At 63.9% G+C, this 25,756-nt stretch carries 17 protein-coding genes; 8 read left to right on the forward strand and 9 right to left on the reverse strand.

Annotated features, from left to right (window positions below; genetic code table 11):
• Positions 1 to 173 precede the first annotated feature (173 nt).
• Positions 174 to 2,033 carry a molecular chaperone DnaK gene (dnaK, locus tag PLU72_15450; GenBank protein HOT29569.1) on the reverse strand — a complete coding sequence of 620 codons (1,860 nt, stop codon included), beginning with the start codon at positions 2,031 to 2,033 and terminating at the stop codon, positions 174 to 176.
• Between the two features lie 255 nt (positions 2,034 to 2,288).
• On the opposite strand from dnaK, the gene PLU72_15455 reads away from it, so the two are divergent.
• The 4 genes from PLU72_15455 (at position 2,289) to PLU72_15470 (ending at position 7,886) form a co-directional block, all read left to right on the forward strand.
• Positions 2,289 to 2,846, forward strand: a complete 558-nt coding sequence (locus tag PLU72_15455) for a flavodoxin family protein (protein HOT29570.1) — start codon at positions 2,289 to 2,291, stop codon at positions 2,844 to 2,846.
• Between the two features lie 56 nt (positions 2,847 to 2,902).
• Positions 2,903 to 4,384 carry an MATE family efflux transporter gene (locus PLU72_15460; GenBank protein ID HOT29571.1) on the forward strand — a complete coding sequence of 494 codons (1,482 nt, stop codon included), beginning with the start codon at positions 2,903 to 2,905 and terminating at the stop codon, positions 4,382 to 4,384.
• Positions 4,381 to 5,967, forward strand: a complete 1,587-nt coding sequence (locus PLU72_15465; GenBank protein ID HOT29572.1) for a radical SAM protein — start codon at positions 4,381 to 4,383, stop codon at positions 5,965 to 5,967. The genes PLU72_15460 and PLU72_15465 overlap by 4 nt, the downstream gene beginning before the upstream one ends.
• Positions 5,968 to 6,044: 77 nt before the next feature.
• Positions 6,045 to 7,886: a hypothetical protein gene (locus PLU72_15470; GenBank protein ID HOT29573.1), complete on the forward strand. Its 1,842-nt coding sequence runs from the start codon at positions 6,045 to 6,047 to the stop codon at positions 7,884 to 7,886.
• Positions 7,887 to 7,892: 6 nt separating this feature from the next.
• Here the strand turns inward: PLU72_15470 and PLU72_15475 are convergent, their stop codons facing one another.
• Complete coding sequence (locus PLU72_15475) at positions 7,893 to 8,816, reverse strand: DNA/RNA non-specific endonuclease (GenBank protein ID HOT29574.1); 924 nt, start codon at positions 8,814 to 8,816, stop codon at positions 7,893 to 7,895.
• A gap of 150 nt (positions 8,817 to 8,966) precedes the next feature.
• Here PLU72_15475 and PLU72_15480 point away from each other — a divergent pair, with 150 nt between their 5' ends.
• The 3 genes from PLU72_15480 to PLU72_15490 are packed head-to-tail and all read left to right on the forward strand — an operon-like array spanning position 8,967 to position 14,761.
• Positions 8,967 to 11,435 carry a HEAT repeat domain-containing protein gene (locus tag PLU72_15480; protein HOT29575.1) on the forward strand — a complete coding sequence of 823 codons (2,469 nt, stop codon included), beginning with the start codon at positions 8,967 to 8,969 and terminating at the stop codon, positions 11,433 to 11,435.
• Positions 11,436 to 11,479: 44 nt separating this feature from the next.
• Positions 11,480 to 11,857 (forward strand): STAS domain-containing protein, encoded by a 378-nt coding sequence (locus tag PLU72_15485; protein HOT29576.1) that lies wholly within the window; start codon positions 11,480 to 11,482, stop codon positions 11,855 to 11,857.
• 15 nt (positions 11,858 to 11,872) lie between these two features.
• Positions 11,873 to 14,761 (forward strand): SpoIIE family protein phosphatase, encoded by a 2,889-nt coding sequence (locus tag PLU72_15490; GenBank protein HOT29577.1) that lies wholly within the window; start codon positions 11,873 to 11,875, stop codon positions 14,759 to 14,761.
• A gap of 426 nt (positions 14,762 to 15,187) precedes the next feature.
• Here the strand turns inward: PLU72_15490 and ispH are convergent, their stop codons facing one another.
• Complete coding sequence (gene ispH, locus PLU72_15495) at positions 15,188 to 16,033, reverse strand: 4-hydroxy-3-methylbut-2-enyl diphosphate reductase (GenBank protein HOT29578.1); 846 nt, start codon at positions 16,031 to 16,033, stop codon at positions 15,188 to 15,190.
• A 132-nt stretch (positions 16,034 to 16,165) separates the two neighbouring features.
• Here ispH and PLU72_15500 point away from each other — a divergent pair, with 132 nt between their 5' ends.
• The gene (locus tag PLU72_15500; protein HOT29579.1) at positions 16,166 to 17,434 is read left to right on the forward strand and encodes a 4Fe-4S binding protein; all 1,269 of its coding nucleotides are present in this window, start codon (positions 16,166 to 16,168) and stop codon (positions 17,432 to 17,434) included.
• A 10-nt stretch (positions 17,435 to 17,444) separates the two neighbouring features.
• Here the strand turns inward: PLU72_15500 and PLU72_15505 are convergent, their stop codons facing one another.
• The 6 genes from PLU72_15505 to PLU72_15530 form a co-directional block, all read right to left on the reverse strand.
• Positions 17,445 to 18,491, reverse strand: coding sequence for an NAD-dependent epimerase/dehydratase family protein (locus tag PLU72_15505; GenBank protein HOT29580.1), 1,047 nt, complete (start codon positions 18,489 to 18,491; stop codon positions 17,445 to 17,447).
• Between the two features lie 175 nt (positions 18,492 to 18,666).
• Complete coding sequence (locus tag PLU72_15510; GenBank protein HOT29581.1) at positions 18,667 to 20,340, reverse strand: fatty acid CoA ligase family protein; 1,674 nt, start codon at positions 20,338 to 20,340, stop codon at positions 18,667 to 18,669.
• Positions 20,341 to 20,367: 27 nt separating this feature from the next.
• The gene (locus PLU72_15515) at positions 20,368 to 20,697 is read right to left on the reverse strand and encodes a CGGC domain-containing protein (GenBank protein HOT29582.1); all 330 of its coding nucleotides are present in this window, start codon (positions 20,695 to 20,697) and stop codon (positions 20,368 to 20,370) included.
• Between the two features lie 3 nt (positions 20,698 to 20,700).
• Positions 20,701 to 21,609: an alpha/beta fold hydrolase gene (locus PLU72_15520; protein ID HOT29583.1), complete on the reverse strand. Its 909-nt coding sequence runs from the start codon at positions 21,607 to 21,609 to the stop codon at positions 20,701 to 20,703.
• Positions 21,610 to 21,621: 12 nt separating this feature from the next.
• Positions 21,622 to 22,662 (reverse strand): 3-oxoacyl-ACP synthase III, encoded by a 1,041-nt coding sequence (locus PLU72_15525; GenBank protein ID HOT29584.1) that lies wholly within the window; start codon positions 22,660 to 22,662, stop codon positions 21,622 to 21,624.
• 52 nt (positions 22,663 to 22,714) lie between these two features.
• Positions 22,715 to 25,756 (reverse strand): type I polyketide synthase (locus PLU72_15530; GenBank protein ID HOT29585.1); only part of this gene is annotated, 3,042 nt, incomplete at its 5' end.

Genomic DNA, 25,756 nt, shown 5'->3' on the forward strand with positions numbered 1-25,756 from the left:
TCCCGAAATGAAAATGTCGCCCTGACGTTCTCGATGCGGCCGGTTCAGCCGCTTTCCGGAAACACGATACCATGAAATGGTGATTTCACTCATGGATGATGCCTGTGTCTCCAGGAAAAAATGAACGCCGGCCCCGGGAAACCGGAGTCGGCGTGCGTTCGAACAGGGGAAAATCAGGACTTGCGGAACTCGGCGTCGACGACCTTTTCGTCTTCGGCGGTCTCGCGGCCGGGCTTGGGGCCGCAGCTTCCGCCGCATCCGGCGCCTTCCTGGGCCTGCTGGGCCTCGGCCGCCTGCTTGTAGATATGCTCGGCCATCTTGTGAGAGGCGGCCGTCAGGGCCTCGGCGGCCTTGTCGATGACTTCGGTGTCGCCGCCCTCGAGGGCTTTCTTCAAATCGCCCAGCTTCGCTTCGATCTCGCTCTTCTCGGCAGTTGGGATCTTGTCGCCCATCTCGCGAAGGGATTTTTCCGTGGTATAGACCAGCGTTTCGGCCTTGTTGCGCGACTCGATGGCGGCTTTGCGGCGCTCGTCCTCGGCCGCGTGCGCCTCGGCCTCCCTGATCATCCGCTCGATGTCCTGCTTTGGCAGGGCCGAGCCGCCGGTGATCGTGATTTCCTGCTTCTTGCCGGTGCCGAGGTCCTTCGCCGAGACGTTCACGATTCCATTCGCATCGATATCAAACGTCACCTCGATCTGCGGAACGCCTCGCGGCGCGGGCGGAATGCCGACCAGGTCGAACCGTCCGAGCGACTTGTTGTCACTCGCCATGCCGCGCTCGCCCTGCAGAACGTGAACGGTCACGGCCGGCTGATTGTCGGCGGCGGTCGAGAACACCTGGCTCTTGCGGGTCGGAATGGTGGTGTTACGGTCGATCAGCTTCGTCATGACGCCGCCGAGCGTCTCGATGCCGAGCGAGAGCGGAGTCACGTCGAGCAGGAGGACGTCCTTCACGTCGCCCTGCAGAATGCCGCCCTGGACGGCCGCGCCCATCGCGACGCACTCCATCGGATCGACGCCGCGCTCCGGTTCCTTGCCGAAATGGTCTTTCAACAGCTTCTGGACGCAGGGCATGCGGGTGGGGCCGCCGACCATGATGATATGGTCAACGCCCTGGCGGGTGAGGTTCGCGTCGCGCAGCGCGTTGTCGAGCGGACCGCGGCAGCGGTCGAGCAGCGGGCTGACCAGCTCTTCGAGTTTGGCCCGGGTGATCGTCATGATCAGGTGCTTCGGCCCCTCGGCCGTTGCGGTGATGAAGGGCAGATTGATGTCCGTCGTCGTCGTGGTCGACAGCTCGATCTTGGCCTTTTCTGCCGCGTCGCGCACGCGCATGAGCGCTTGCGAATCCTTCGACAGGTCGATGCCTTCGCGGTTCTTGAAATCGCGGATGACATGATCGATCAGAGCCTTGTCCATGTCGGTGCCGCCGAGCTGGGTGTCGCCGTTCGTCGAGAGAACCTCGAAGACGCCGTTTCCCATTTCGAGGATCGTGACGTCGAGCGTGCCGCCTCCCAGGTCGAACACGAGGATCTTGCCGTCACCTTTCTTGTCGAGGCCGTAGGCCAGCGCAGCCGCGGTGGGTTCGTTGACGATGCGCTTCACTTCGAGGCCGGCGATCGTCCCGGCGTCCTTCGTCGCCTGGCGCTGCGCGTCGTCGAAATAGGCCGGGACGGTGATGACTGCGCCGGTCACCTTGTCGTTGAGGAAGGCTTCGGCGTCCTGCTTGATTTTCTGCAGAATCATCGCCGAGATCTCCTGCGGGGTGTAGCTCTTGCCGTCGATCGTGACCTTGTGGCTCGTGCCCATCTTGCGCTTGATCGCCATGATGGTGCGGTCGGGGTTGGTGGCTGCCTGGCGCCGGGCTGGTTCGCCGATCAGTCGCTGGCCGTCCTTCGTGAACGCGACGACGCTGGGAAACGCCTTGCCGCCGATCGAGAGCCCTTCCGCACTTGGGATGATGACCGGTTTGCCGCCTTCGACGACGGATGCCGCCGAGTTCGAGGTGCCGAGGTCGATACCGATGATGCGTGCCATGGGTGTGTCCTCCTGTGTGAAATCGCACGACGCCGTCCTGCGACGGCGTGAAGCTGTTCGACCTGTTATTAGCAACGACCGTGCCAACCTGTCGGCATCTATGAACGACTGCATCAGATGCGCATCGCGGCAGCCACGGGAAGGCGCCGCGAGCGGCGGGAGGGCCTGTCCTGAAACGTGCGACGCACAATGCGACGTCGCAGGTCGCGGCTTCTGGTATACTTCCACGACCAATACTGGATTGGAGGATGTGACATGCAGCGAATCCATGGATTCGTCGGAAGTCCGAAGCGGGACGGCAACACGGGCATCCTGATGCAGCGGTTCATGAAAGGGGTCGCCGAAGCCGGCGGCGAGTCGCAGATCCATTACCTCAACATCATGAAGGTGACGCCCTGCCAGGCGTGCGGATACTGCAGGACGCACGATCATTGCGTCATCAACGACGATCTCGCGCCGGTCCTGCTCGAGATCCCCAGGGCCGCGGGCATCGTGATCGGGTCGCCCGTCTACTTCTTCCAGGTTTCCGCGCAGACGAAAGCCCTCATCGACCGGTTCTACAGCTTCCTCAACTCCGATTTCACCCACCGGCTCGGCGCCGGGAAACGCACCGCCATGATCTACGCTCAGGGAAGCCCGGAACGGCACGCGTTCGACACCTCTTTCGAGCTGAACGCCCGGGCCCTGAAAGCCGTGGGCATGAACGTCGTCTCGACGCTCGTCGCCCCGGATCTCCACGAACACGGCGACGTGCTCGGGCGCCACGAACTTCTCGACGAAGCCCGGCGGCTGGGACGGGAATTCCTTAAATAAACGTATTAGTAAATATTCACCGTTTGGGCCGGTGCGCCGGTTCGGAAAGCCAACACATGCAGACACAGCGGACGGAAACGGAACCTTCGCAGACGACGCCGGCCGGGCCGGAAGCATCCGGCGCAATTGCGAGGCGGGCGGCACCCGGAGCGCGCGGGGTCGATCTGACGAGCGGAAGCATCTGGAAGCACCTGATTGCGTTTTCCATGCCGATGCTCGCCGGGAGTCTCCTGCAGACCTCGTATAACATCATCAACGCCGTCTGGGTTGGCAAGTATCTCGGGAACGAGGCGCTGGCGGCCGTGACCGTCTGCTTCCCGCCGCTGTTCCTGATGATGGCGATGGCGAATGGCCTCGGCATGGCCGCCTCGGTGATGGCGTCGCAGGCCTACGGGGCGAAGGACGATTCCGGGGTCAGGGTCATCGTCGATACGGGGGTTGCCCTGACGATCGGCCTCTCGATCGTCTGCCTCGTCGCGGGCCACGAAGGGGCCGAATCGCTGCTTCGCCTGATGGGAACGGCCCCGGACGTCCTGCCGCTGGCCGTGCCGTATCTGCGCCTGTTATCGTTCACGGTGCCGGTGATGTTCGGCCTGTTTCTGCTGACGGCGCTGCTGCGCGGCGTGGGCGACTCGAAAACGCCGCTCTGGTTCCAGACCGGGTCGGTGATCGCGACGATCGTGCTGGATCCGGTGCTCATCTTCGGCCTCGCCGGGGCGCCCCGCATGGGGCTGAACGGAACGGCCGTCGCGACCCTTGTGACCCAGATCGGCGCTCTCATCGCCCTCGGGCTGTATCTGCGCGCGAGACGCCATATCGCGATGCCGGGAAGAGGGCTGCTGACGCCGAGTATCGCCGTCGGCTGGAGATTGCTGAAGATCGGGGTTCCCTCGATGATCCAGCAGGGGCTGGTGTCGTTCGGCATGGTCGTCCTGGTGAGCCTCGTGAACGGGTTCGGCCGGGATGTGACGGCGGCATTCGGCGCAGGCATGCGGATCGACCAGCTGGCGTTCATGCCCGCGATGAGCATCGGCACGGCCGTTTCCAGCATCGCCGGCCAGAATATCGGCGCCAGACTGTTCGACAGGGTCGACCAGGCGTTCCGCGCGGGCGTGGCGATGTGTCTCGTGTCGGGGGGGCTTGCCGCTGCGGTCGCTCTCTTGCTGCCCGAGACAGTCATGCGGGCGTTTCTGTCGGACCGGGCGAGCATCGAGATCGGCTGCGAATACCTCCGGATCACCTCGATCGGCTATCTGCTGTTCTCGGTGATGTTCGTCAGCAACGGCGTCATCAATGGGGCCGGCGACACGATGGCGACGACGTTCTTCTCGCTGCTCGGCCTCTGGATCATCAGACTCCCGATCGCGGTCGCCCTTTCGCGGGCGTGGCACCATCAGAAAGGTATCTGGTGGGCGGTGGTCGTCAGCTTCGGCGCGGCCATGACCGTCAGCCTGCTGTATTACAGGTCGGGACGCTGGAAGCGAGTGTTGAAGAACGCGATGCCGGCGGCGCAGCCGCAAGTGGACAGCCCCGGATGAGCCTCGTCCCGGACGAAACGGTGCTTCTCATCCATCCGCCTACGGTGCGCGCCTGTGAGCCGCCGGCGGGAATCGCGATGCTGGCGGGCGTCCTCCGGGCCGCGGGGGTGGCGTGCCGCCTCTGGGACGCCAACCTCGAGGGGCAGCTGACACTGATCCGGGAGTTTCCGGCATCGGCGGAGGTCGACACCTGGACGAGGCGGGCCGCGAGAGACCGTGGCGAACATCTTCGCCGACTGCGCGACGGAACGGCGTTCGCAAATCCCGATACCTACCGCCGGGTTGTCGGGGACCTGGATCGCCTGTTGGAAAAAGGCCCATGGAGGGGAACCGGCCGTCATCTGGGCCTGGTCGATGCGACGGACGACTTCCTGCGGCCGACACGGAGCGCCGACCTGCTCCGGGCCGCGGCGCAGCCGCTGGATGACCCCTACGTGGCGGCGCTCAGGCCTCGGTTCGAGGAGATTCTCGAGGAGAAGATGCCCGGGGTGATCGGGATCTCCCTCAATTATCTCTCGCAGGCCCTGAGCGCGTTCGCCTTTGCCGGGCTCGTCCGTCGCATCGCGCCGCGAGCCCGTCTGGTGGCGGGCGGCGGCCTCGTGACGACCTGGATGTCGCGCCCCGGCTGGCGTTCGCCCTTTGGCGGGCTGTTCGATGAGATGGTGTCAGGCCCGGGGGAGACCGCTTTGATTCGTATCGCAAAAAAGAAAATATCATCTGATGTTGAAATCGGAACGCCGGTTTCGACAAGGATGGCAGACGTCGCTCGTCATGCCGCGTTCGATCTCCTCCCGCTTCCCGACTACTTATCTCCGGGGGTGGTTCTTCCCGTGTCGACCGCGTCCGGATGCTACTGGCGGCGCTGTTCCTTTTGCCCGGAAAAGGCCGAAGGAAACGCGTGGCGGCCGGCAGAGCCGCGGGCGCTGCTGCAGGACGTTCATCGCATGACCGAGCGGATGAAGCCCCGCATGATCCACTGGCTCGACAACGCCCTTTCCCCAGCGTTTTTGCGTGCTCTGCCCGTGAATCCTCCGGGGATTCCCTGGTTCGGATTCGCCCGGTTCGAGTCGTTCCTTGCCGAAGACGGCGTGGCGGAAAGCCTTGCGCGCTCGGGCTGCGCGATGCTCCAGCTCGGCCTCGAATCCGGCGATCAGGACGTTCTGGACGCGTTGGGCAAGGGCATTCGGCTCGACGTCGCCGAAGACATCCTCGCAAAACTTCACCGGGCGGGGATCGGCACATACGTCTATCTGCTGTTCGGAACGCCTGCCGAAGATGAAGCGGCCGCCCGTCGCACCCTTGCCTGGGTTGCCGGCCATGCCGGGACGATCGGTTTCCTCAATCTCGCCATCTTCAACCTTCCGGTGTGTGCCGAGGAAACGGCTGGCCTCGACATCAGGCCGTTTTCAGAAGGGGATCTATCCCTGTATCTCGAATTCACTCATCCCCGCAGATGGAACCGCGGCGCCGTCCGTCGCTTTCTCGACGCTGAATTCCGCCGCAATGCGGCGATACGTCCCATCCTCCGTCGCGATCCGCCTTTCTTCACTTCGAGTCACGCTCCTTTCTTTTCGCTGGGATGAGCAGACACGGACCGGAACTCCCCATGCACGCCTGCACGGTTGCGACATCTGCGATGTGGAGGTAGTCTGGTGCGAATATGGAAATCGTTGTCGTGTTCTTCGTCATGGTGCTCCTGCCGGCATTCATCTATCTCGTAACGGCCGAGGAGATCGATGACTCGTTGAGTCACAAGATTCCGAGCGAGACATCGACCGATGCTTCGTCTCTGGAATGTGCGGACGACGTTCCCTCGTCCGATACGAAATCCCGAAAGCATCCGCGTCGAACGAATGTGGCGGATGAAGATGCCGGAAACAGACGGAGCACGCATCTGGAACGTCTTCGTTGGGTCATCCACAAGATTCTTCTCGTGATGCTCTTTCTGCTTGTTGGTATTTCCGTCATGGGCATCGGGTTTCTGGGGCTTCTCGCCATGTTGCACATTGCCGACAACGGACTGAGTGCTTTCCTGGAAATGCTGCTCCTGATCGGAGTGGCGTTGAAACTCTACGAACATTGGCCCCTGCTGCGCGTTCCCGATGCGGTGAGCGTGCAACCGGATGAACGTTCGCGTACGGATGCTCCGGTTGGCATCGAGCCGGCAACACGCGATTCGACGATCGTCATCGAACAGCGAACATTCCTTGGGACGCTGCTTCGGGGAATTCTCGCCGTTTGCGGCAGCATCGTGATCGTGGTGCTGCTGTTGCGCATGAAGGGCATCGAGGCGATTCCATCCTGGGTCATCACGGATGCAATCATCGGCTTCATTGCCGCCGCCGTCCTTATCCGGCATGCGAAAAGCGAATATCGCATCGATACCGCTGCGCGAACGATCGTACATGAAGAGATGACCCCCCTCTTCGTGCGCAGGCGGAATATCGCGTTCAAGGAGATCGCCGCAGTCAGCGTGCGCGGCATGCAGAGAGGATGGCCTCTTTTATATCGATACTACTATATGGAGTTCCAGGTCGTTCTCGTATTCGGCAGCGGCCTCGTGTTGCCTGTCTTCGACCCGGTCAAGGCCACCGATCATCTTTTTGCGATTCTGGAACGGGAACGCACCCGTGCCCTGGAACTGGCGGACCTTCTCGGGTGTCCGGTGTGTCCCTGGCGCCATCTCGGTGAAATTCCCTTCTACGCATGGAAAACGGAAATCTCCAGGCTCAGGGACGCCTCGGAGCATCCGAGCGATCTCGAGAAATCCCTGCTGGAAACGTATTTTTCCAGTCTCGGCCTCGGCATGATCGAGCCAAAACAGGTGAAAGCCGATATGACGACCAGATTCGAAATGTTCATTCTGGCGCTGGTCGTCGCTTTTTTCGGCGTGACAACCTGGTATGCGGTGAGCACGGAGTGGAAATTCCTTGCCGAGAATCCGCGTGTTCTCTATCTGATCCTGCTCGACTGCACGTCCATCGTCGTCACCGTTTTCGGTCTGTGGCATTTTCTCGTGGATGAATACTATGTTTTCGATGTCGATGCCGGGGCTATCGAGTATCACTCCCGATGGGCGTTCTGGAAAACCCGGCGATTGATCGGTTGGTTCGATGACATTCGAGACATCCGCATCAACAAGGTCCTCTCCCTCTCTTCGCCGAAGCGTCAGTTCGCCGTGGAAATCATGCTGGTGAACGGCGACCGTTTCCTCGTATCCGACAAGTCGCCGACACCCGGCGTTCCCGTATTCCGGGCTTTTGTCCTTACCCGGTTGCTCGGACGCAGGATCATCGACGATCCCGACGCCTTCGAGAATGGGGTTGGGGACATCCGACCGATCGACGATCCGCCCGTACCGAAGCCCAGGCTCAGCGGGACTCCTTCCTGGACGCCGACGGGGTTGGGCGGAATTCTCCCGCCTCCCGCCCCGGACATACCCGAGCCGCAGGGGTTTGGTGGACGACGAAAAAAGTCGCACCGGCGGAAAAGACGAAAATGAACGATATTACCAGATATTTGAAGGAACCATTTTTTCGATCGCGTCTTCGTGCGGATCGTTGAGCGCCCACAGGAAATCCAACCCCGTGAGTTGTTCGATCCGGTCGATGCTCGTGAGAAACTGGCGCGGCGTTTCGGTCCCTCGAACGTTCTGCGGAACGAGGAACGGGAGGACCCGCACGTCCCGGCCGTCCTCGTCGATCACGATCTTGTAGAACGCATCGGGGATCTCGACCCGCGAGCGGCTCCTGTCACGGTCGTTCGCTTCGCCGAGCAGCTGCCGGTCATCGTCGAACACCGGCCCCGTCAGGATCCACACCTTGCCGAACCGGGGCGCCCAGACGTCCGACTCGAGCCGCTCGAGCTTCTGCCAGACGCGCCTGTTCAGGTCGGGCTCCATGGGGACGATATTCGTCAGCAGAAACGTCTCTTTCTGAGCCTCGAAGCCCAGCCGGGCGGCAATTCCTGCGTTGGGTGCGAGATGCCCGCGGTCGTATCCCGTCGAGGTGAACTCCTCGTGGCGGACTCTGCTCTGGGTGCGTGGATCGGTCTCGAACTTCGACGGCCGCTTCCCGGCGGGGCCTTTCGCCGAGCCTTCGAGACTGTAGCCGACCCACAGGGGGTTTTGTCTGAAATCCGAGTATCCTGCGACGTATCCTTGGTTGCGGAGTATCGTCAGCGTCGGGTCCTTCTGTGCCGGTCGCGGAAGACCGGCGTAGACGAGGCCGCGTTCGGATTCGGTCTGCCGCTTCGCCTCGATTTCGGGCGGCCAGCCGCCTTTGGACGGGGGCGGGGCGCCCCGGTGAGGCCAGAAATGCCGGACGCCGACGGCGAGGCAGACGAGGGCGATGAGAAGGAATAGCCACGGCAGAACTCGGCGGAAACGCGATTTCGGCGATGACGTTTTCCCGACCTTCGAGGCTTTTGACATGACGTTGAAGCGTGTCTCCCGGTAAGTATATGAAGTGATATACAAAATATGCTGCCCGTCGGCATTCGATACGCCGCTGATACGTTCTATGGTAACATGGGGCGGAAACGGAGATGCCGGACGGTTGCGGCGGAGACATCGGGAGTCGGAATGGACGCGGAATTCTGGTGGCGACTTGATCTGAACAGCCCCATCGCCGATATCAGGCGGATGGCCGCGGTTCAGATGCTTCTCGATCCGCCCCCCGCCTCGGCCGCGGCTGAACTGGCGGACATCGCCGCCCGCGAGGACGATGCGGAAACGCGGGAGATTCTCCGACAGATCATATCTGGATTCGCCGGAGGCCCGGCCGGACCAGCGGCGCTATCCGACCCTGGGCCGGCCGAAACGAAAGGCCCCTGGGCGGGGTGGGCCGGCAGCCCGGCGCAACGTCTGGAATGGCTCGGCCGACTGTCCCCGGAAAAGAGAAAAGAGCTCGCCGGAGATGCTCCCGAGCGGCTTTCACGCGAACGGCATCCGCTCGTCGCCTCCGCGATGATCCGCATCTTCGGGCGGGCATGGCCGGAACGCAGCCTCGACACCCTCGTGCCGTACGTTTCGCAGGACAACGTCCCGGTTTGTCTTGCCGCACTCGAAACGCTCCGGCAGCGCAAGCCGGACCTCCTCCTCCCGGCCCTTCCGGCCCTCCTGACCTCCGGCAGTCCTCGCGTCCGAGGTGCCGCGGTCAGGGCCCTCGCGGAGGTCGACCGCGATGAGGCGCTCGCGCACCTGGAAGCCCTCCTCCTCGACGCCGACCCGTCCCGCCGTCTCGAGGGCCTGCGATGCTGTTTCCACGCGCGGTTCGAAGACGTGATGCAGCTCCTGCTGAAGGCGATGGCCGTCGAAACCGACCCCAGGCGCCTGACGGCCTACGGGACGCTGTTCGAGATCAACCCCTCCCTGGAGGCTCCGTTCAGACTGTACGAACTTTCCGAACGCGCGTCACCCCAGGGGGCCGAGGTGCTCAAGCGCCTGGTCGCGGCGTCCTGCCGTGCCGTCGGAGCCACGCTCCTCTCCCCGGCCGATTTTCAGAAATATCGCGACCGCCTCCAGGAGTGGATCGACAGGCGCGCCGCGGCCGGACTGGCCCAGGATATCGTTGCCCGGTCGGCGGACGGTCGCGGCATCGATCACGAGTTGACGGTGATGATCGAACGCGCCCGGAATCGCCCCGTCCTGTGGAAGGCTTTGCAGGATCTTGCGACCCTGCCGATGCCCCCCGCCGCCCGCGCTCTCTTCGTGAAGGCCGTTGGCGGCGCGTCTCCGGCCTCCGGCGAATCGCCTCTCTCCGCGCGCCCCGCGGAGGCAGGCTCTGCTCCCGCGACGGCGAGCCCGGCTCCGCCCGGCAGAAACGCGGAAGCCGTGAACGCTTCCTCGCCGACGGCGGCCCCCCCCGCCGGGGAGAAGCAGGGAACGCCGGCCGACAACCTCGAGCTGCTCGCTCTTCTCACCCCCGACGACAGGGAAAAGGCCAGCCGGGAGATCGTACGTATATTATCTGCTATGGATAAAACGTCCCCCGCTCTCGTCGCAGCCGCGTTTCGCGCAGCGACCAGGTGTTCGGTCGAGACCCAGGCCCCCTCGGCGCGTCGGGCGCTCAACGGTTCCGACCCCGGCGTCGTTGCGGCGGCCGTCGAGTATCTCGGAAAATTCGCCCCGGACGACATCGAACCGCTCCTCGGTCGCTTCCTGGCCTCGACGGAACCTCGCGTCAAATCGGCCGCCGTGCGTGTTCTCCAGCGCTCGGATCCCCTCCAGGCCGTTTCGGCTCTGAAGACGATGCTCCGGAGCAGGCAGATCGAACACCAGAAACTCGGGATCGCCAGCCTCGTGCATGTCGAGTTTTCCCTCGTCAGGGAAGCTCTCGCGGAGCTGCTCGAGACGAACCCGCCGGGGGACCTGCTCGAGACGGGCCTGTGCCTGTTCCAGACGAACGCCGATCCGGAAGGGGTGTATCGCCTGTATCTCCTCGAAAAACGCCTGCCCGTCGAAGCTGCCGGGTATGTTCGAAAGACTCGGCGTGAGATGATGACCTTTCTTGCCGGTTCCGGCCGGCTTTCCCATGACTTCGGCAAAGTCGAGAGCGAACTGCAGGAACGGGCGGAACGGGAGTCGAAAAAACGGACGACGACCCCTCCGGCGTATGCGTTCAAGATACTTCAGAAGCAGATTCCATCCTCAGACCCTCCGCCCCCTCCCCGCGGGGACGAGTCGAGCCGCCAGACGGTCGTGGCGGCGGTCGCCGTCTTCGTTGTCCTCGTTTTCGCTGCCGTCGCCTGGAACGTCATCCCGGGGACGGGCGGCGAGTCCCTCTCTCAGACCGCGTCCCGATCGGCGTCTTCGATCCCGGGAGGCCGGCTCCAGATCAGGCAGGTTGACGGATGGGTGCGTGAAGAACGTTCGTCGGCCGACGAGTTCAAGATCGAGGCCGAGACCGGCGAAGTCTTCCGCGTGCCCTGCCGCGATTACGACCCTGTGCCGTCGCTGGGAAAACGATTCAAGGGGGCCCTCATCCTGATGCGGAAGAACGATGACGGTTCCTGGTTCGCCAGACGGGCCGCCGCCGCCGGTTTGCGGTAGCATCGGGCGTGTGCTAGGATACCCCCGAAAGGCGGTCACCCCCAATGCCCGGACTCACCCTGACGATTGAGAACAGGCCGAACTGCGTCATCGTCCGGCTCGACGGATACCTCGACGGCGAGACCGGACTACAGCTCCAGCAGCTGCTCGAAGGGCTTCTCTGCCGCGGCGCGCGCGGCATGGTTCTCGATTTTTCGAAGTGCACCAGCATCAACAGCCTCGGCGTCTCCTGTCTGCTCGAGATCGTGATCCGGATCGTCGAGGATTTCGGCGGAAAACTGGTTCTCGTCGGGTTGAACGAACTCCAGCGCAGGGTCATGGTCCTGTCGGGAATAATACCTATGTCTATATCCGCGCCGAATCTCGACGAGGCGTGCCGTGCCGCCGGCGGCGAGGATGGCGGCCCGGGTGGCGACCGGTAACGTTCCGGCATCCGGATGAACGTCGAAGGCGGTTCTCTCCCGGCCAGGCTTGTCCGATGGATCGCCGTCTGTGTGTTCTTTTTCGCGTTTCCGCTGTTCCTGATCAATCTGGGAATCCGGCACGCCTACGAACGGAACTGGAATCTCCACGCGGCGGCGGTCGCCCGGCGAACGGGCGACATCCTGGAGCGACTGCGCGCCAGAAGCGAGGAAACCGCGTTCGCCTACAGGGAGCTGAAACGACTTGGTGAGCGGATCGACGCATCCGCCGACCCGAAAAAAGCCGCCGCGGTTCTGTGCGAAAAATTGGAACGGCTGGCGCCCGGACTGTTCGAGATCTTCGTTGTCGATCACGGAAAATCGGTTATCTGGCCGCCCCGCCTTCCGATGGGGGTTTCGGCGTATCAGATCCGGCAGTTGTGCAGGAATATCGGAAGCGACGGCAGCGGGTTCGTCAACAAGGCGTTCCTGAAGAAAAATATCAATCTGTTTACATACTTCATCAGCGACGCTCCGCCGTTTCTCGAACTCTCGTCGATGCCGATCCAGGAGCGCGTCGTGGAAGTCAATCCGGCGGGTCTCCGCACGTATTTCGGCTTCTGGTTCGGCAGGCGTGTCGGGCTTCTCGGGCTGATGAACAGAAACGCCTTGCGCAAATGGCAGTTCCAGAAACTCCTGATTGCGAAGGCAAACCGCAGGAAATCCGGAATCAGGTTCGGCATTTCCCGGTTCGGCGCCTCCTCGCCCGTCGCCGAATCGCGCGAGAGCCAACGGCGCCGGGAAGCGCTGGCTTGGCTCGAAGATTCCTCCGAAGACGCCTGGTGCGTACGCGATAACCGGCTGTTCATGAAACTCCCGCTCGACATGAACTGGCGGCTTTGGGGAGAGGCGGCTCTCGACGTGTCCCACCGGGGCGATACCGTCCTGTCGCGAAGCGGCGCGTTGTCCGTAATCCTGCTCCTTGGCCTTTCCGGCCTCAGTTTCGGCCTCTTCGTGGTCGGCTGGAAGGTGCCCATCGCCCTCCGGCTCAGGCTCATGGTGCTGTTCTCGATGGCGACGGGACTTCCGCTGTCCGGTCTGGCCGTCATCGGCTACGACAACCTTCAAAAGACCCGGGACGTTCTGGTCGAATCCGGACGGCGCCAGCTCCAGGAAAGCCTTCGGGCGATCGAAGGCGGCTTCCTCCGGTTCGGGCGGGGCTACGCCTCGCGCATGACGAGACTCCGGGACGAATGCTACCTGCCGGGGAAAGTGTTCGACGTACAGCGGTTTGCGGCCAAGCTCGGCCGAATGTCGAAGGAATTGCAGGCAAACACCCCCGTCGTCATCATGAAGTCTGGAGCGATGATCAGGCCGATCGCCCTGTCGGATCACAGCGGCGAGCGGGAAACCCTGCTCGAAGCCATCGGCACCGAGTTGATACGCCGATACAACCGGGCCGTCGGGATCCCCGAGGAGGAGAAGGAGAAGATCGTCTTCGCCTCGCTCATTCTGGACGACCGAACGGCGCGCAGGATGATGACGGGGGTCATCCGCGCGCGCGGCCAGGTGACGCATCTCAACTACGGCGACGGGGACAAGTTCATGTACATGAATTTCATCCTCAACGCCTCCGGGGGCGCCGCCGGCGCGTTCTTCCTCACGTGGACGCCCCGGGATCTCGCCTGCAGATATCTGCGCGAGAACATCCTCCACCGCCAGCGCCTCGTCCCGCACAGCCGGTTGTTCGCCGTTCACGACTGGCAGAAGAGTTACACGATTCCCGAGGGAGCGCACGGCGTCCCCTGGCTGAAACGCTTCGTCGAGCGGCTGCGATCGAGACGCACGGAACTATATGAGGAAATATCATTCGACGGCGCCAGGTGGCTCGTGGGCGGCGTCCCGGGGCGCGATCTCGAAGAATACTCGCTCATTCAGGCCCTGCCGCTCGATCGGCTGACGGAGTCCGTGGACGGACTGCGCTCGGACCTCCTGTGGGGCGGGGCGCTCTGCTTCCTCCTCTCGCTCGGCGTTGCGGCGGCCCTCGCGCGGCAGATCCTGCGCCCGGTCGCCGTGCTGACCTCGGGAGTCGATGCGATGCGTAACGGGCGATATAGAACCCGGCTCCCGGTGCTCGACCAGGACGAATTCGGTTCCCTGACCGTCTCGTTCAACCAGGCCTTGGAACGGCTCGAGGAACTGTCGACCGCGAAAGCCTTCCAGGAGCGCCTGTTCCCCGCCGATTCCCTCCTGGTCGGCGGAGCGTCCGTGACGGGCATTTGCCAGACGGCGACCGAACTCGGCGGGGATTATTTCGACTACTTCGATATCGGAGAGGGACGCATCGTGATCCTCATCGGCGACGTCGCCGGTCACGGCGCGGGCTCGGCCCTCCTCATGGCGATGGCGAAGGGGTTCGTCTCGGTGGAGAGCCGGCGCGATCCCGACCCGGCCCGCGTGCTGACGGGACTCAACGAGATGATCTTCACGGCGATGAGCCGCCGGCTCATGATGTCGATGTCCTACGGTCTGCTGGAGGTCGAATCAGGCCTGCTCAGGATCTGCAACGCGGGACACTGCCCGCCGATGCTCGTCAGAAAAGGCGCGACGGCGGCCTCCGAACTCTCGACCGGCTTTGGATACCCGCTCGGAACACGGCGCAATGCCGTCTACCGGTGCGAGGAGACTCATCTCGAGCCCGGCGACCGCGTCTGGTTCTTCACCGACGGTTTTCCGGAAACCATGGGCGTGGGTGATGAGCCGCTCGGCTATTCGGCTCTGGCCTCGCTCGTCGCCAGGGTCGAGGGGGCCGACGGCAGGTCGCGATGCCGCGAGCTGCATCGCACCTGCACGGCCTTCCGGGCCGGAAAGCCCCAAGCGGACGACATGACCTGCATCCTCCTGGAATACCGGGCGGGAGCGTGACGCTTACCAGCCGAAGAAAACCTTCGCGCCTCCGATCAGGAGAATCGCGACGACGGCGAAGACGAGCTTGGCCTTGAGTTCGTTCGGGTCCTGTTGGTTCATATCGAGGTCGGACATGGGAGCCTCCGTTCAGACAGCGTCTGCGCCGTTCGCGCCGGAGCGCAACGGTACGCAACGGGCTGGAGGCGGTCGTCTCGGTACAAGACAAAGCCGCCATCCGCGTTCAGCGAATGGCGGCCCGACCATTCTTACAGCCTTCGGATGAGAACCCGAACCCTTCATCTTGAGTATAGCGTAAAACCTCTCCCGATGCAAGAGAGCCCGACAGAGCGAAGGTTCAGGGCCGGAAAAGTAAAAAATCGACTACGATATACAAGATCCGACGCCGGCGTGCTTCGGGACGGGGCGGAGCGCAGGTGAAAACGGTCAGGAGGAAAACGTTTCGAGGCGCTCGATCACGGACCGGGTGATCCAGGCCGGCGTCGATGCCCCGGCCGTGACGCCCACGGTTTCCGCGCCCCGGAAAAACGCGGGGTCGAGCTCGCCCGCCGTTTCGATGTGAACGGTGCGGACGCCTCTCGCTTCCGCGATCTCAGCGAGCCGTCGCGTGTTCGCACTGTCCCGACCGCCGACGACGACCATCGCATCGACCTCGGAAGCGAGCCGTTCCACCTCGGCCTGACGGTTGGATGTCGCCTTGCAGATCGACTGGACGATGCGGCAGTCGGCAATTCGTTCGGAAACGGCTTTCGCGATCAGGGCATACTGCTTTTCGTGAAACGTCGTCTGGGCGATGACGATCGCTTTCGGCACCGCCGGGAGCGTTCCGACCTCCTCGACCGAGGAGATCACCAGGTGGTTGCCCGGGGCGAAACTCTGCAGGCTCAGGATTTCGGGATGACGCGGGTCGCCGACGATGACGACGAAATAGCCCTCTTCGGCTGCCTTCTTGATGCGATTCTGGCTCGAGACCACGTGGGGACAGGTGGCGTCGACGACCGTCAGGCCGCGCGCGCGCATTTCCCCGATCTCTTCGATGGGCATGCCGTGCGCGCGGATGATCATCGTGCCTTCGCCCACCGGCCGCCAGTCGGCGATGCTCCGGACCCCTTTGCTTTCCAGTTCGGCGACGGCTTGCGGATTATGGATCAGCGGACCGCAGGTGTAGATCGGCTTCCCGTCACAAGCAGATTCCGCCGTGCGCAGCGCCATGTCGATGGCCCGTTGCACGCCCATGCAGAATCCCGCCGTCTTCGCGAGCTTGATGCGCATCTTTCCACCGCTTCCTTCCGGTAAGATGCCCCATCATAGCCGGTTCCCTCTTCCCTGCGCAACACCGCCCCTATCTGGCGAACGGACCGGGAACGAGGTATACTTTCCGGGAGATTGGATATCGGAGAGAATATGGCGCACCATACGATGAAAGGCGCCTACGCACGCCTGAGCGAACGCCTGAACCGGCATCCGCAGGGCGCGCCTCCATCCGACCTGCTTGCCGCCATTCTGCGCATGCTCGTATCGGAACGCGAGGCGGAGTTGATCTCGCTTCTGCCGCTCAGGCCCTTCACCGTCTCGGCTGCGGCCGGACGCTGGAAGATGGACGAGGCGGGCGCGGCGGGAGTGTTGAACGAGCTGGCGCATCGTGCCCTGCTGGTCGATATCCCGGGACCCGACGGCTTCGTGTATGTCCTGCCGCCCCCGATGGCGGGCTTTTTCGAGTTTTCCCTGATGCGCGTCCGGGATGACCTCGACCAGAAGGTGCTCAGCGAGCTGTTCTACCAGTATATCAACGTCGAGGACGAGTTCATCAGAAACCTCATCGTCGGCGGAACAACGCATATCGGCCGGGTCTTCGTCGACGAGGAGGCGCTGCCCCCGGGACCTGCGCTCGAAGTTCTCGACTGGGAGCGCACCTCCCGCATGATCGCCGACGCGACGGCCATCGGCATCGGCACCTGCTACTGCCGCCACAAGATGGAGCATCTCGGAAAGGCCTGCGATGCGCCGCAGGAAACCTGCCTGACGCTGAACATGGTCGCCGACTCGCTGGTTCGGCACGGCCATGCGAAAGCCATCTCGAAAGACGAAGCCATGCGCGTGATCGGAATGAGCCGCGAGCATCACCTGGTCCAGTTCGGCGAGAACGTGCGCACCGGCGTGAACTTCATCTGCAACTGCTGCGGCTGCTGCTGCGAGGCGCTGGTCGGATTCAGGAAGTTCTCGGCGCTCACGCCGGTTCATCCCGCCCCGTTCCTTCCCGGACTTGCCGGTGACGGGCTGTGCCGGGCGTGCGGCCGGTGCGAGAAACTCTGCCCGGTGAACGCCTGGACACTGCATGACGGCCGGCCCCGACTGAATGCCGAACTCTGCCTCGGTTGCGGCGTCTGCGTGCGCGGCTGCCCCTTCGGCGCATTGCGCCTGTCGAGGCACGAGCGCGGCCCGATCACCCCGGTCGATACCGCCGAGCGGGTCGTTCGCATGGCCGTCGAACGCGGCAAGCTTCAGAATTTCATCTTCGACAACCGGCTTCAGTTCAGCCACCGTGCGATGGCGGCCCTGATCGGCGCCGTCCTGCGCCTGCCGCCGGTGAAGCGGGCCCTGGCGACGAGCCAGCTCGGCTCAACCTACATCGACCGCCTCGTCGAGCTCTCCCGCATCCCGGTAAAAGAGTGAGGAAGGCCCTTCACACTTCCTTCATCGCTCCGGATCTGATCCAGTCGGCGAGGCGCCGCATACCCTCCTCGATGCCTACGCGGGGCTCGTAGCCGAGGTCGCGGCGGGCGGCGGTCAGGTCGAACCAGTGGGCGGTCGACATCTCCCGCGCCATGAACCGGGTCAGCCGCGGTTCGCCGCTCAGTCGGAAGAGCCCATAGACGAGCTCCATCGCCCCGCCGATCAGCCAGCCTATCGTGGGTGATATAGAACGCGTCAGCGGCGGCAGGCCGGCGGCACCGATCATCATGTTCACGATGTCCCACAGGGGCCGCGGATCGCCGTTCGAGATGAAATACGCCTTGCCGGCGATGGGCGAGCCCGGCTCGAGCCGCTCCGCCGCAAGGATGTGGGCGTCGGCGGCGTTGTCGACGTAGACCGTGTCGACCTTGTTCTTGTTGTCGCCGATCATCACCAGCCGGCCCGCTTTTGCTGACGCGACCATGCGCGGCGCCAGGTGATTGTCGCCGGGTCCCCAGATCAGGTGCGGCCGCAGGGAAACCGTGGCGAGCTGCGGGCCGTTTGCGGCGAGCACGAGCTTCTCGGCGATCGCCTTCGTCTTCGGATAATGGGTTTCATAGTGGTCGGAATACGGCACCGACTCGTTCGCGTTCTCCATGTCGTTCCCGTCGAAGACGACGCTCGGCGAACTGGTATAGACCAGCCGCCGGATACCGAGCTGTTTGCAGGCCTCGACGACGTTCGTCGTGCCGACGACGTTGGGCTTGTAATACTCGTCATACGAACCCCAGATGCCGGGCTTCGAGGCGACGTGAAACACGAGGTCGCACCCTCGGCACGCCTCGAGCACGGCGGCCGGATCGGCGAGATCCCCGTTCACGCACTCCACGCCCATCTGCTCGAGTTCCGGATACCGGCCCCGCGAAAAGCTCCGCACCGGCAGCCCCCGCTCGCGCAGCATCTTCACGATCGCCTTTCCCAGAAAGCCGCCGCCCCCGGTGACGAGGATTTTGCGGGAGTCCTTCAGGCCCGGATGCGGTAATGGATCTGCGTTCATCTGGTTTCTCCTGGGAATGTTCTTCATCGGTTGACGTTCGTCGAAGAATATCACGATTCAAATGCGTCGAGAAGAAAAACGGGCAGTCCCTTCAGGGACGGTGGTGCTGGATGAAAAAGATAGTTTCAAACGGTATGTGGCAGTACAAAAAATGCAGGAAGCGAATTCGGCATTGTCAGGCCGGTGATTGTGCGCGAACGATTTCTGACGCCCACAAGGCAAGCTGTTCGCGGCCGATCTTGGCGTTGTGCCGGACATCCACCGGAAAGGCGGGGTGGAAAAGAATTCGGGTGATGTCACGGGTATGGGAGTGCGTGGCGCCGAGCGCCCGCAACTCGGTTGCGAGGGCCGTTTCATCGAGGGCGCCGGCGCTTTTCTCGAGCTCGACGCAGAGGACGGGGGTCTGACTGCCGCGCGGGCCGATGCCGACCAGGGCGGTGCGGAACACCTTTGGATGCTGGTTAAAGACGGCCTCGCAGGGAATCGTGAACAGCGTGCGGCTGCCGGTCTCGACGCGATGTGCCTTCCGGCCGCAGAACCAGAGCCTTCCGGACGCGTCGATGCGGCCGCAGTCGCCCATGCGGTGCCAGATCGTCCCGTCGTCGGCGCGGATCTTCGCCAGCGCCGTCGCCTCGGGACGCTTGTAATACTCGCGGGTGACGATCGGGCCGCTGACGGCGATCTCGCCGATCTCGCCGGTCGGCAGGACGAGGTCGTCGGACCAAGCCGGAATCGGATCGTCCGTGATGCGGATGATGCGGACGGTGACTTCCGGAACGGGGCGGCCGACGCAGGTGCCGCCGCCGCGCGCGGTTTCTGCGGCCGTCTCGCCGAGAATCTCGTGGCTGCCGATGCTGCTGACCGGAAGCGACTCGGTCGCACCATACGGCGTGTGGATCTGGGTCGATTCGGGAAGCATCTTCTGAAAGCGTGCCAGGACGTCGTTGCGCGCCGGCGCGCCGCAGGAGATGACCGTGCGGAGCGTCGGAAGCTTGATGCCGTGCGCTTCCCCGTAGCGGCTCAGGGTGTTGACGAGAGCGGGCGAGCCGAACATCACGGTCGCCCCGTTGTTCTCGATCGCCTCGATCAGCTTCACCGGGTCGGCCTGGGCCGGCTTGGTCGCATCCATGTCGGGAATGACGACCGTCGTGCCGAGACAGACGTCGAGAAGTGCGAACAGCGGGAACGTGGCGAGGTCGACGTCGTGCTCGTCGAACCGGTATAGTTCCTGGATGAACCGCACCTGGTGGGTCAGGATGTTGTGGGTGTAGACGGCGCCCTTCGAGATGCCGGTGCTTCCGCTCGTGAAGAAAATCGCGCCCATCTCGTCGCCCATATCTTCGATGGGAAAGGGCGTCGCGTCGGCGTCGCGGACCTGGGCGAGCGTGCTGCCCCCCCAGAAGAGCCGCGTCCCTTTCGTCACGCAGATGCGGATCGAGGCAGGCGACCAGCGCAGGAGTTTGCGGGCCGCGTGCGCCTTCGTGACGCCAATGAACGCTTCGGGCGCGGCTTCGCCGAGACATTTGCCGAGATTGTGGATGCCGATGCCCGGGTCGATCAGCACGACCACCGCGCCGAGCTTGAACAGGGCGAACGTGACCGCGAAGAACTCGAGGCTCGGCGTCAGCATCAGCGCCGTCCGCATGCCGCGCCGGACGCCCAGCTTCTGCAGGCCGCGCGCGTATCTGTTGCTTTCCTCTTCGAGCTGACGAAACGTCAGATGGGTGTAGGAAACCCGGCCATCGCCGTCGCGACCGTGCGGGAAAACCACCGCCCGCTTGCTCGAAAGCCGTTCCGCCCAGTGCCGGACGAATGTCGCCATGTTGACGGGAGTGGTATGAATATTCATATAATAATAATCAGTATATTACACAAATCAGTGCGTGTGTTCGAGAATGTTTACGGGCTTGTCGAGGTTTTCCTGGACGGCCTTGAGGATTTCCGCGTAGTGCGGGCAGGGAAACCCGATCGGCGTGCCGCGCTTCATGCAGGAAGCGAAGGCGATAGCTTCGACCCCGCGCTCGATCATCATGCTCACCCGTGGAACGACATTCTTTCCGGGACAGCCGCCGCAGGAGACGAACCCGGCGATCTCGCACGGCCCGTTTTCCTCGAACGCGCCCTTCCCGCGGGCGGCGAAAACGAAACATGCCGAGCCCGGACACATGCTCTCCGTCTGCTGACAGCGGATGATGCCGACCTTCATGGGTCAGACCGGGTGTCTGGTGAAAAAGTCGCGCATCAGGCCGATGACCTTTTCGCCGACGTCTTCCAGCAGGTAGTGTCCGGCTTCGGGGAACGAGTGCGTCTCGGCTTGGGGCAAATGTTTACGCCAGGTATTGAAGAACGCCCGCCGGAAGATGAAGTCGCGCTGGCCCCAGCAGATGAGCGTCGGCGTTTTCCGGAACTGTGCGAGGCCGCTTTCGATTTGCTTGATCGTGCCCCATGAGGGGTCGCCGGGCCTGAGCGGGATATCCTGCACGAAATGGGTCGTTGCGACCCGGTTCGCCCACGAATCGTAGGGCCCGGTGAAAGCCCGCCGCAGTTCCTCGCTGAGCGGGGTGCGGGTGCAGGTGCGGGCCGCGATCTCGGCGAACGCGTTGAGGCCGCGGTTGAGCCATTCCCCGAGTTTGCTGTTGCGGAAAATCCAGAGAGGCCAGGGAAACTCCATCTCATCGGGCAGCGGAAAGGCGCCGGTGTTCATCAGCACCAGCCGCTTCACCTGCAGGGCGTGCCGGTTCGCGAAGCCCATGCCGATCGCGCCGCCCCAGTCGTGCAATACGAGGGTGATGGGTTGCGTGACGCCCAGGTGAGCGATCAGGGCCTCGAGATCGCGGATGCGCTGCTCGAGCGTATAGGAGTACCGCTTCGCATCGGGCTTGTCCGACAAACCGCAACCGATATGGTCGGGGACGATGACCCGGTGGTCGTGCCGGAATGCGGGAACGAGCGCCCGGAACAGAAAGGACCAGGACGGGTTGCCGTGCACCATGACGATCGGCGGACCTTCGCCCTCATCAAGATAATGCTGCCGAATGCCGTTGTTCTCGAACCAGTTGCTCTTGAACGGGTACAGATGGCGGAAGTCTTCTATATGAAAAGGTTTATACTCGCTCATATCGTATGTCCGTTACCACCGCCAGCCCAGCATCATGCTGTTCAGGCCGCTTCCGATGCCGATGAAGGAAACCTTCAGGCCCGGGTTCAGAACGCCCCGCTCCATCGCGATGGCGGCGGTCACCGGCAGAGAAACGGTGCCCATATTGCCGAGGTAGGGGAACGTCGAGAAATCCTTGTCGATCGTGAGTCCGAGCCCCTGGAGAATCGCATCGCGGTTCGCGGAGGCGACCTGGTGGGAGATCAGCCGGTCGACCTCGCCGGCCGCCCAGTTCATCTCGGAATAAAACGCCTTGCCGATACGCGAAATGAGTTCGCTGCCGTGCTTCAGAAGGCCGATCGCGTTCGTCTCCATGATCTGCGGCGCGCGAGGCGGAACGTGGGTGTCCGCGCCCCAGCGGCACATGCGATGATGCTCGGGCGCGCCCATGGTGACGGCGCCGAGCAGTTGCGGCCGGCCGGGGCCGTACGAGCCGTCGCTGAGGACGACGCCGACCGCGCCCGAACCGCCGGTGAGCGTGGCGAGCGCACCCTTGAAGAACTCCATCGTGCCCTCGGCGAGCATGCGGTCCATCATGATGGTCGTGATCTCGCGGGCGGTCTCGCAGGCGACGACAATCCCGGCTTTGATCTGGCCGAGCTCGATGCGGTTCGCCACATCGATGATGCCGGTCATGACGCCCAGACAGGCGTTCGACACGTCGTGAATCACCGTCGATGCCTTGACGCCAAGCTGCGCCGCGACGCCGCAGGCCGTGGCCGGCTCGAAGTTGTCGCGGCAGACGCCGCCGTACACGACGGCCCCGATCTCTTCCTCGGGAATGCCCGACTCGGCGATCGCCTTCTGCGCGGCCTTCGCGGCGCCGTCGGAGTTCAGGTGCCCGGGGTCCCACCAGCGCCGCTCGCGGATTCCCGTCAGGGCTTCGAGTTGGCCGGGCTGGAGGAACAGTTTCTTGTACAACGGGGAAAGCCGTTCCTCGATCCAGGTCGAGGTGATGATGTTGTGCGGCAGCTCGTAGCCGATCGATTCGAGAAACACGCGGCTGAATTTCATGGGGTGACGAAAATGCCTTTCTGAAGGCCTCGCGACTGGCGCCTCGCGGACCTCAGAGGCCCGGAACCAACCGGATGGCGAATTCCCTCATGTTATATATCACGCGGCCGTCGACGTGCAAGTATCCTGAACCGCGAACCAGGCGCTGTTCGTCGTCGACCGCGTCGATCACGGCTTCCACCGTCACCAGGCTGTTCGTCGGGATGATCTGGCCGCGATACGACCAGGAGTGGCGCGCGCCCGTCGCGAACGGCTCGAAATGCCACGGCCCGGCCGGAAGCGTGTCTTTCCAGCGGTGCAGGGCCGAGGCTTTGAGCAGCTGCAGGAACGCCTCGAGGCCGAGCGAGCCGGGAATGACCGGGTCCTGGTAGAAATGCGCCTTGAAGAACCATTCGCCGGGGTCGACCCGCTTCGTACCCCGCAGGAAGCCCAGCCCCTTCGGCCCGCCGTCGGGCACGAACAGGTCGATCGAGTCGAGCATGCGATACGAACGTGCGGGAAGCGCGAGGCCGTCTTCCGGCGGCTGATGCGCGTCCCCGGGGTGCAGTGGAGCGGCGTCCGGCCAGTCGGGCGGGGGAACGTGGCGGCCCGTTTCCGCTGCGGTCGGGGTGTACAACTGCGCCCCGCGGATGCCGACCTGGTTGGCCAGCGCGTCCTCGGTGAAGAAGCCGAACACTGTGTCGCCTTCGTAGACCGTCCGGCCCTGGCGCGTGACCTTGAACGTGTAGCCCTGGATGATCATGCCGCCCGACTGGGCGACCTTGGTGACCGCGATGTCGGCGGTGAGCGTGCCGGCGTCGCGCCGCAGGTCTTCGTGCAGGATGGCGTTGCCGTCGAGGTTGCGGAAATGCAGGTTCTCGCGGCTTGTCATGGCCGAACCCATGTAGGCGGCGAGCCAGCCGCAGACCTGGAGCGGGAACTCGAGGATGACCGAGAACGGCATGCTGTTCTGCCGGTTCGCCCGGAAATACCAGGCGTCGGGCGGTACGTCATACTGGCCCTGGACCGTTCCGCCGGCGGCCATCTTGAGCGCCGGCGCCGTCAGGGCGGTGATGCGGTCGAGGAACAGGTAGGGCGGGCCGGGCAGGCGCGCCAGGAACCGGTTCGCGTCGAACTCGCGGTAGGCGTCGCCGAAGCAGAGCGAGGGCTTGCCGACCGCGTATTCCAGGATCTGCTGCGCCGTGAAGAGTTCGCGGACCGGCGCCGCGACGTTCGGCAGAGACGGCGGGGCCGTCTGGACAGCGCCATCCGGGCGCCGACGGCCTACTTCCCGCGTCGTGCCGGTCGTGAAGACCGTGGCGGCGCGTTTCGCGGCCCAGATCGACTCGACCCGCTCCCGGGTCGTGTTGGTGAGGCGGATGGACATGTCGAGGCACTGGACGATCATGCGGCCGTCGGCGAACATCAGCGCGTCGGCGAGCGCGTAAGGCTCGGGATCATACCCGATCTCCTTGATCGTGATCTCGTACAACGCCTTCTTCGTGCCGGGAATGACCTGGCCGCGGCAGCGCAGGCGGCTGCGCACTTCCGGAATCGGCTCGAAGCTGCTCTCCGGCGACTCGGCGAGCCAGCCCATGCGCAGCAGAAACACGCGCATCGACTGCATGCACGACTCGTACATCAGCGTGCCGGGCATGACCTGGTCGTCGATGAAGTGGCTCGTCAGGAACCACGCGTCCTTCGGAATGTCGATCTCGGCTTTGATCAGGCCGCGGCCGAACCGGCCGCCCTTCGGGTCGATCAGCGTGACGCGGTCGATCATCGCCAGCTTGCCGGCCGGCAGCGTCTGCGGGTTGCGGACGGGAAGATTCGCGAAGTCAGCCCCGAACGCGGCCGCGAGGTCGCCCCGGCGGAGGGCCGCGATCGCCGTGTCGTCGAAGGACTCGACGCTCATTGGGGCGAGCCGGTCGAGCTCGGGCGGCCGCTGGAGATGCTCGATGCGGACGTCGTCATCGGTGAGAACGATGCCGCGCCCGTCGTTGAGTTGCTTGTCGGTGAAGAAGCCGGCGCAGCCGTCGCGCATCGTGATCAGCCGCCGCCCTTCGACGGTGCCGTCGAACTCGAAGAAGAACAGATACGTGTCGGCCTGCCGGATGAACCGGTCGACGCGAATGTCGTAGCGGACCGTCATTCCGGGGCGGGGCAGGGGGCCGTGGAACGTGACGGTCGCGTCGAGCAGACGGTATTTCGCGATGCCTTTCGTCTTGAAGTCGATGCCGAGCCAGGCCGAGAGGAACAGGTCGGCCTGGCCCGCCTCGACCGCGAGGCCCGTAGGCATGCGGTCGCCGTCGAGATACCACGCGCCCGGCAGCACGTCGTGCTCGGTCGCAAGTTCGCCGGATGTGAGCGACCCCTTTTCCCCGCGGCAATACAGGATGCGGTCGACGAAGTTGAGAGGCTCGTCGGGCAGCCGGACCCGCGTCGGGTAGGAATCGATCTCGGCGAAGAAGGGGCCGAGGGCCTTTCCGATCTTGCCGATCGCGAACTCCATCGAGCCGGCCCGGTCGAGGAAGACCGGTCCGGCCGTTTTTGGGGGGTGCAAAGGCTGGATAACCGCAGACTGAGTCGCAATATATGATTGATTATTATATGTATGCGTGTGCTCGATGTCGTGCCCGCCCGCCTCGGAAGCGCCAAGAACAAGTTCCAAGGCTTTTGCCTGGAGACGGAGGATCTCGTCGCTGCGGCGCAGAAACGCCTCGTGCGCTGCCGCGACCGCCTGTTGCGCCTCCAGCCAGCCCGCTATCAGCCCGTCCGGCGAAGAAAGAACGGGAGCGGCTGCGATTTCCGGAGAGACCGGCGGGCGCATGTCCTGAGGCGGTGGGGCGGCGGGTGTGACCGAAGGTCTGGACGGCATGGGCGACTCCTGGATGACCGGGCTGACGGGCACAGGCGGCTTCTCGGTCTGCGCCGGCGGCCGGGACGGTATGGAAGGCTTGGGTTGAACGGCGGGCGGGGTCGGAAGAGGCGGTGCGACGGGGCGGCTCCGCTCCGGGATCTTCCCGAAGCCTCGCTCGATCGGAATCGTGATGACGGGCTTGGATGGGGAAAGCTCCGCTGGCGCGGGCGATGTTCCTGCATGCAGTGGGGCGAA

Source organism: Candidatus Ozemobacteraceae bacterium, assembly GCA_035373905.1.
GTDB lineage: Bacteria > Muiribacteriota > Ozemobacteria > Ozemobacterales > Ozemobacteraceae > MWAR01.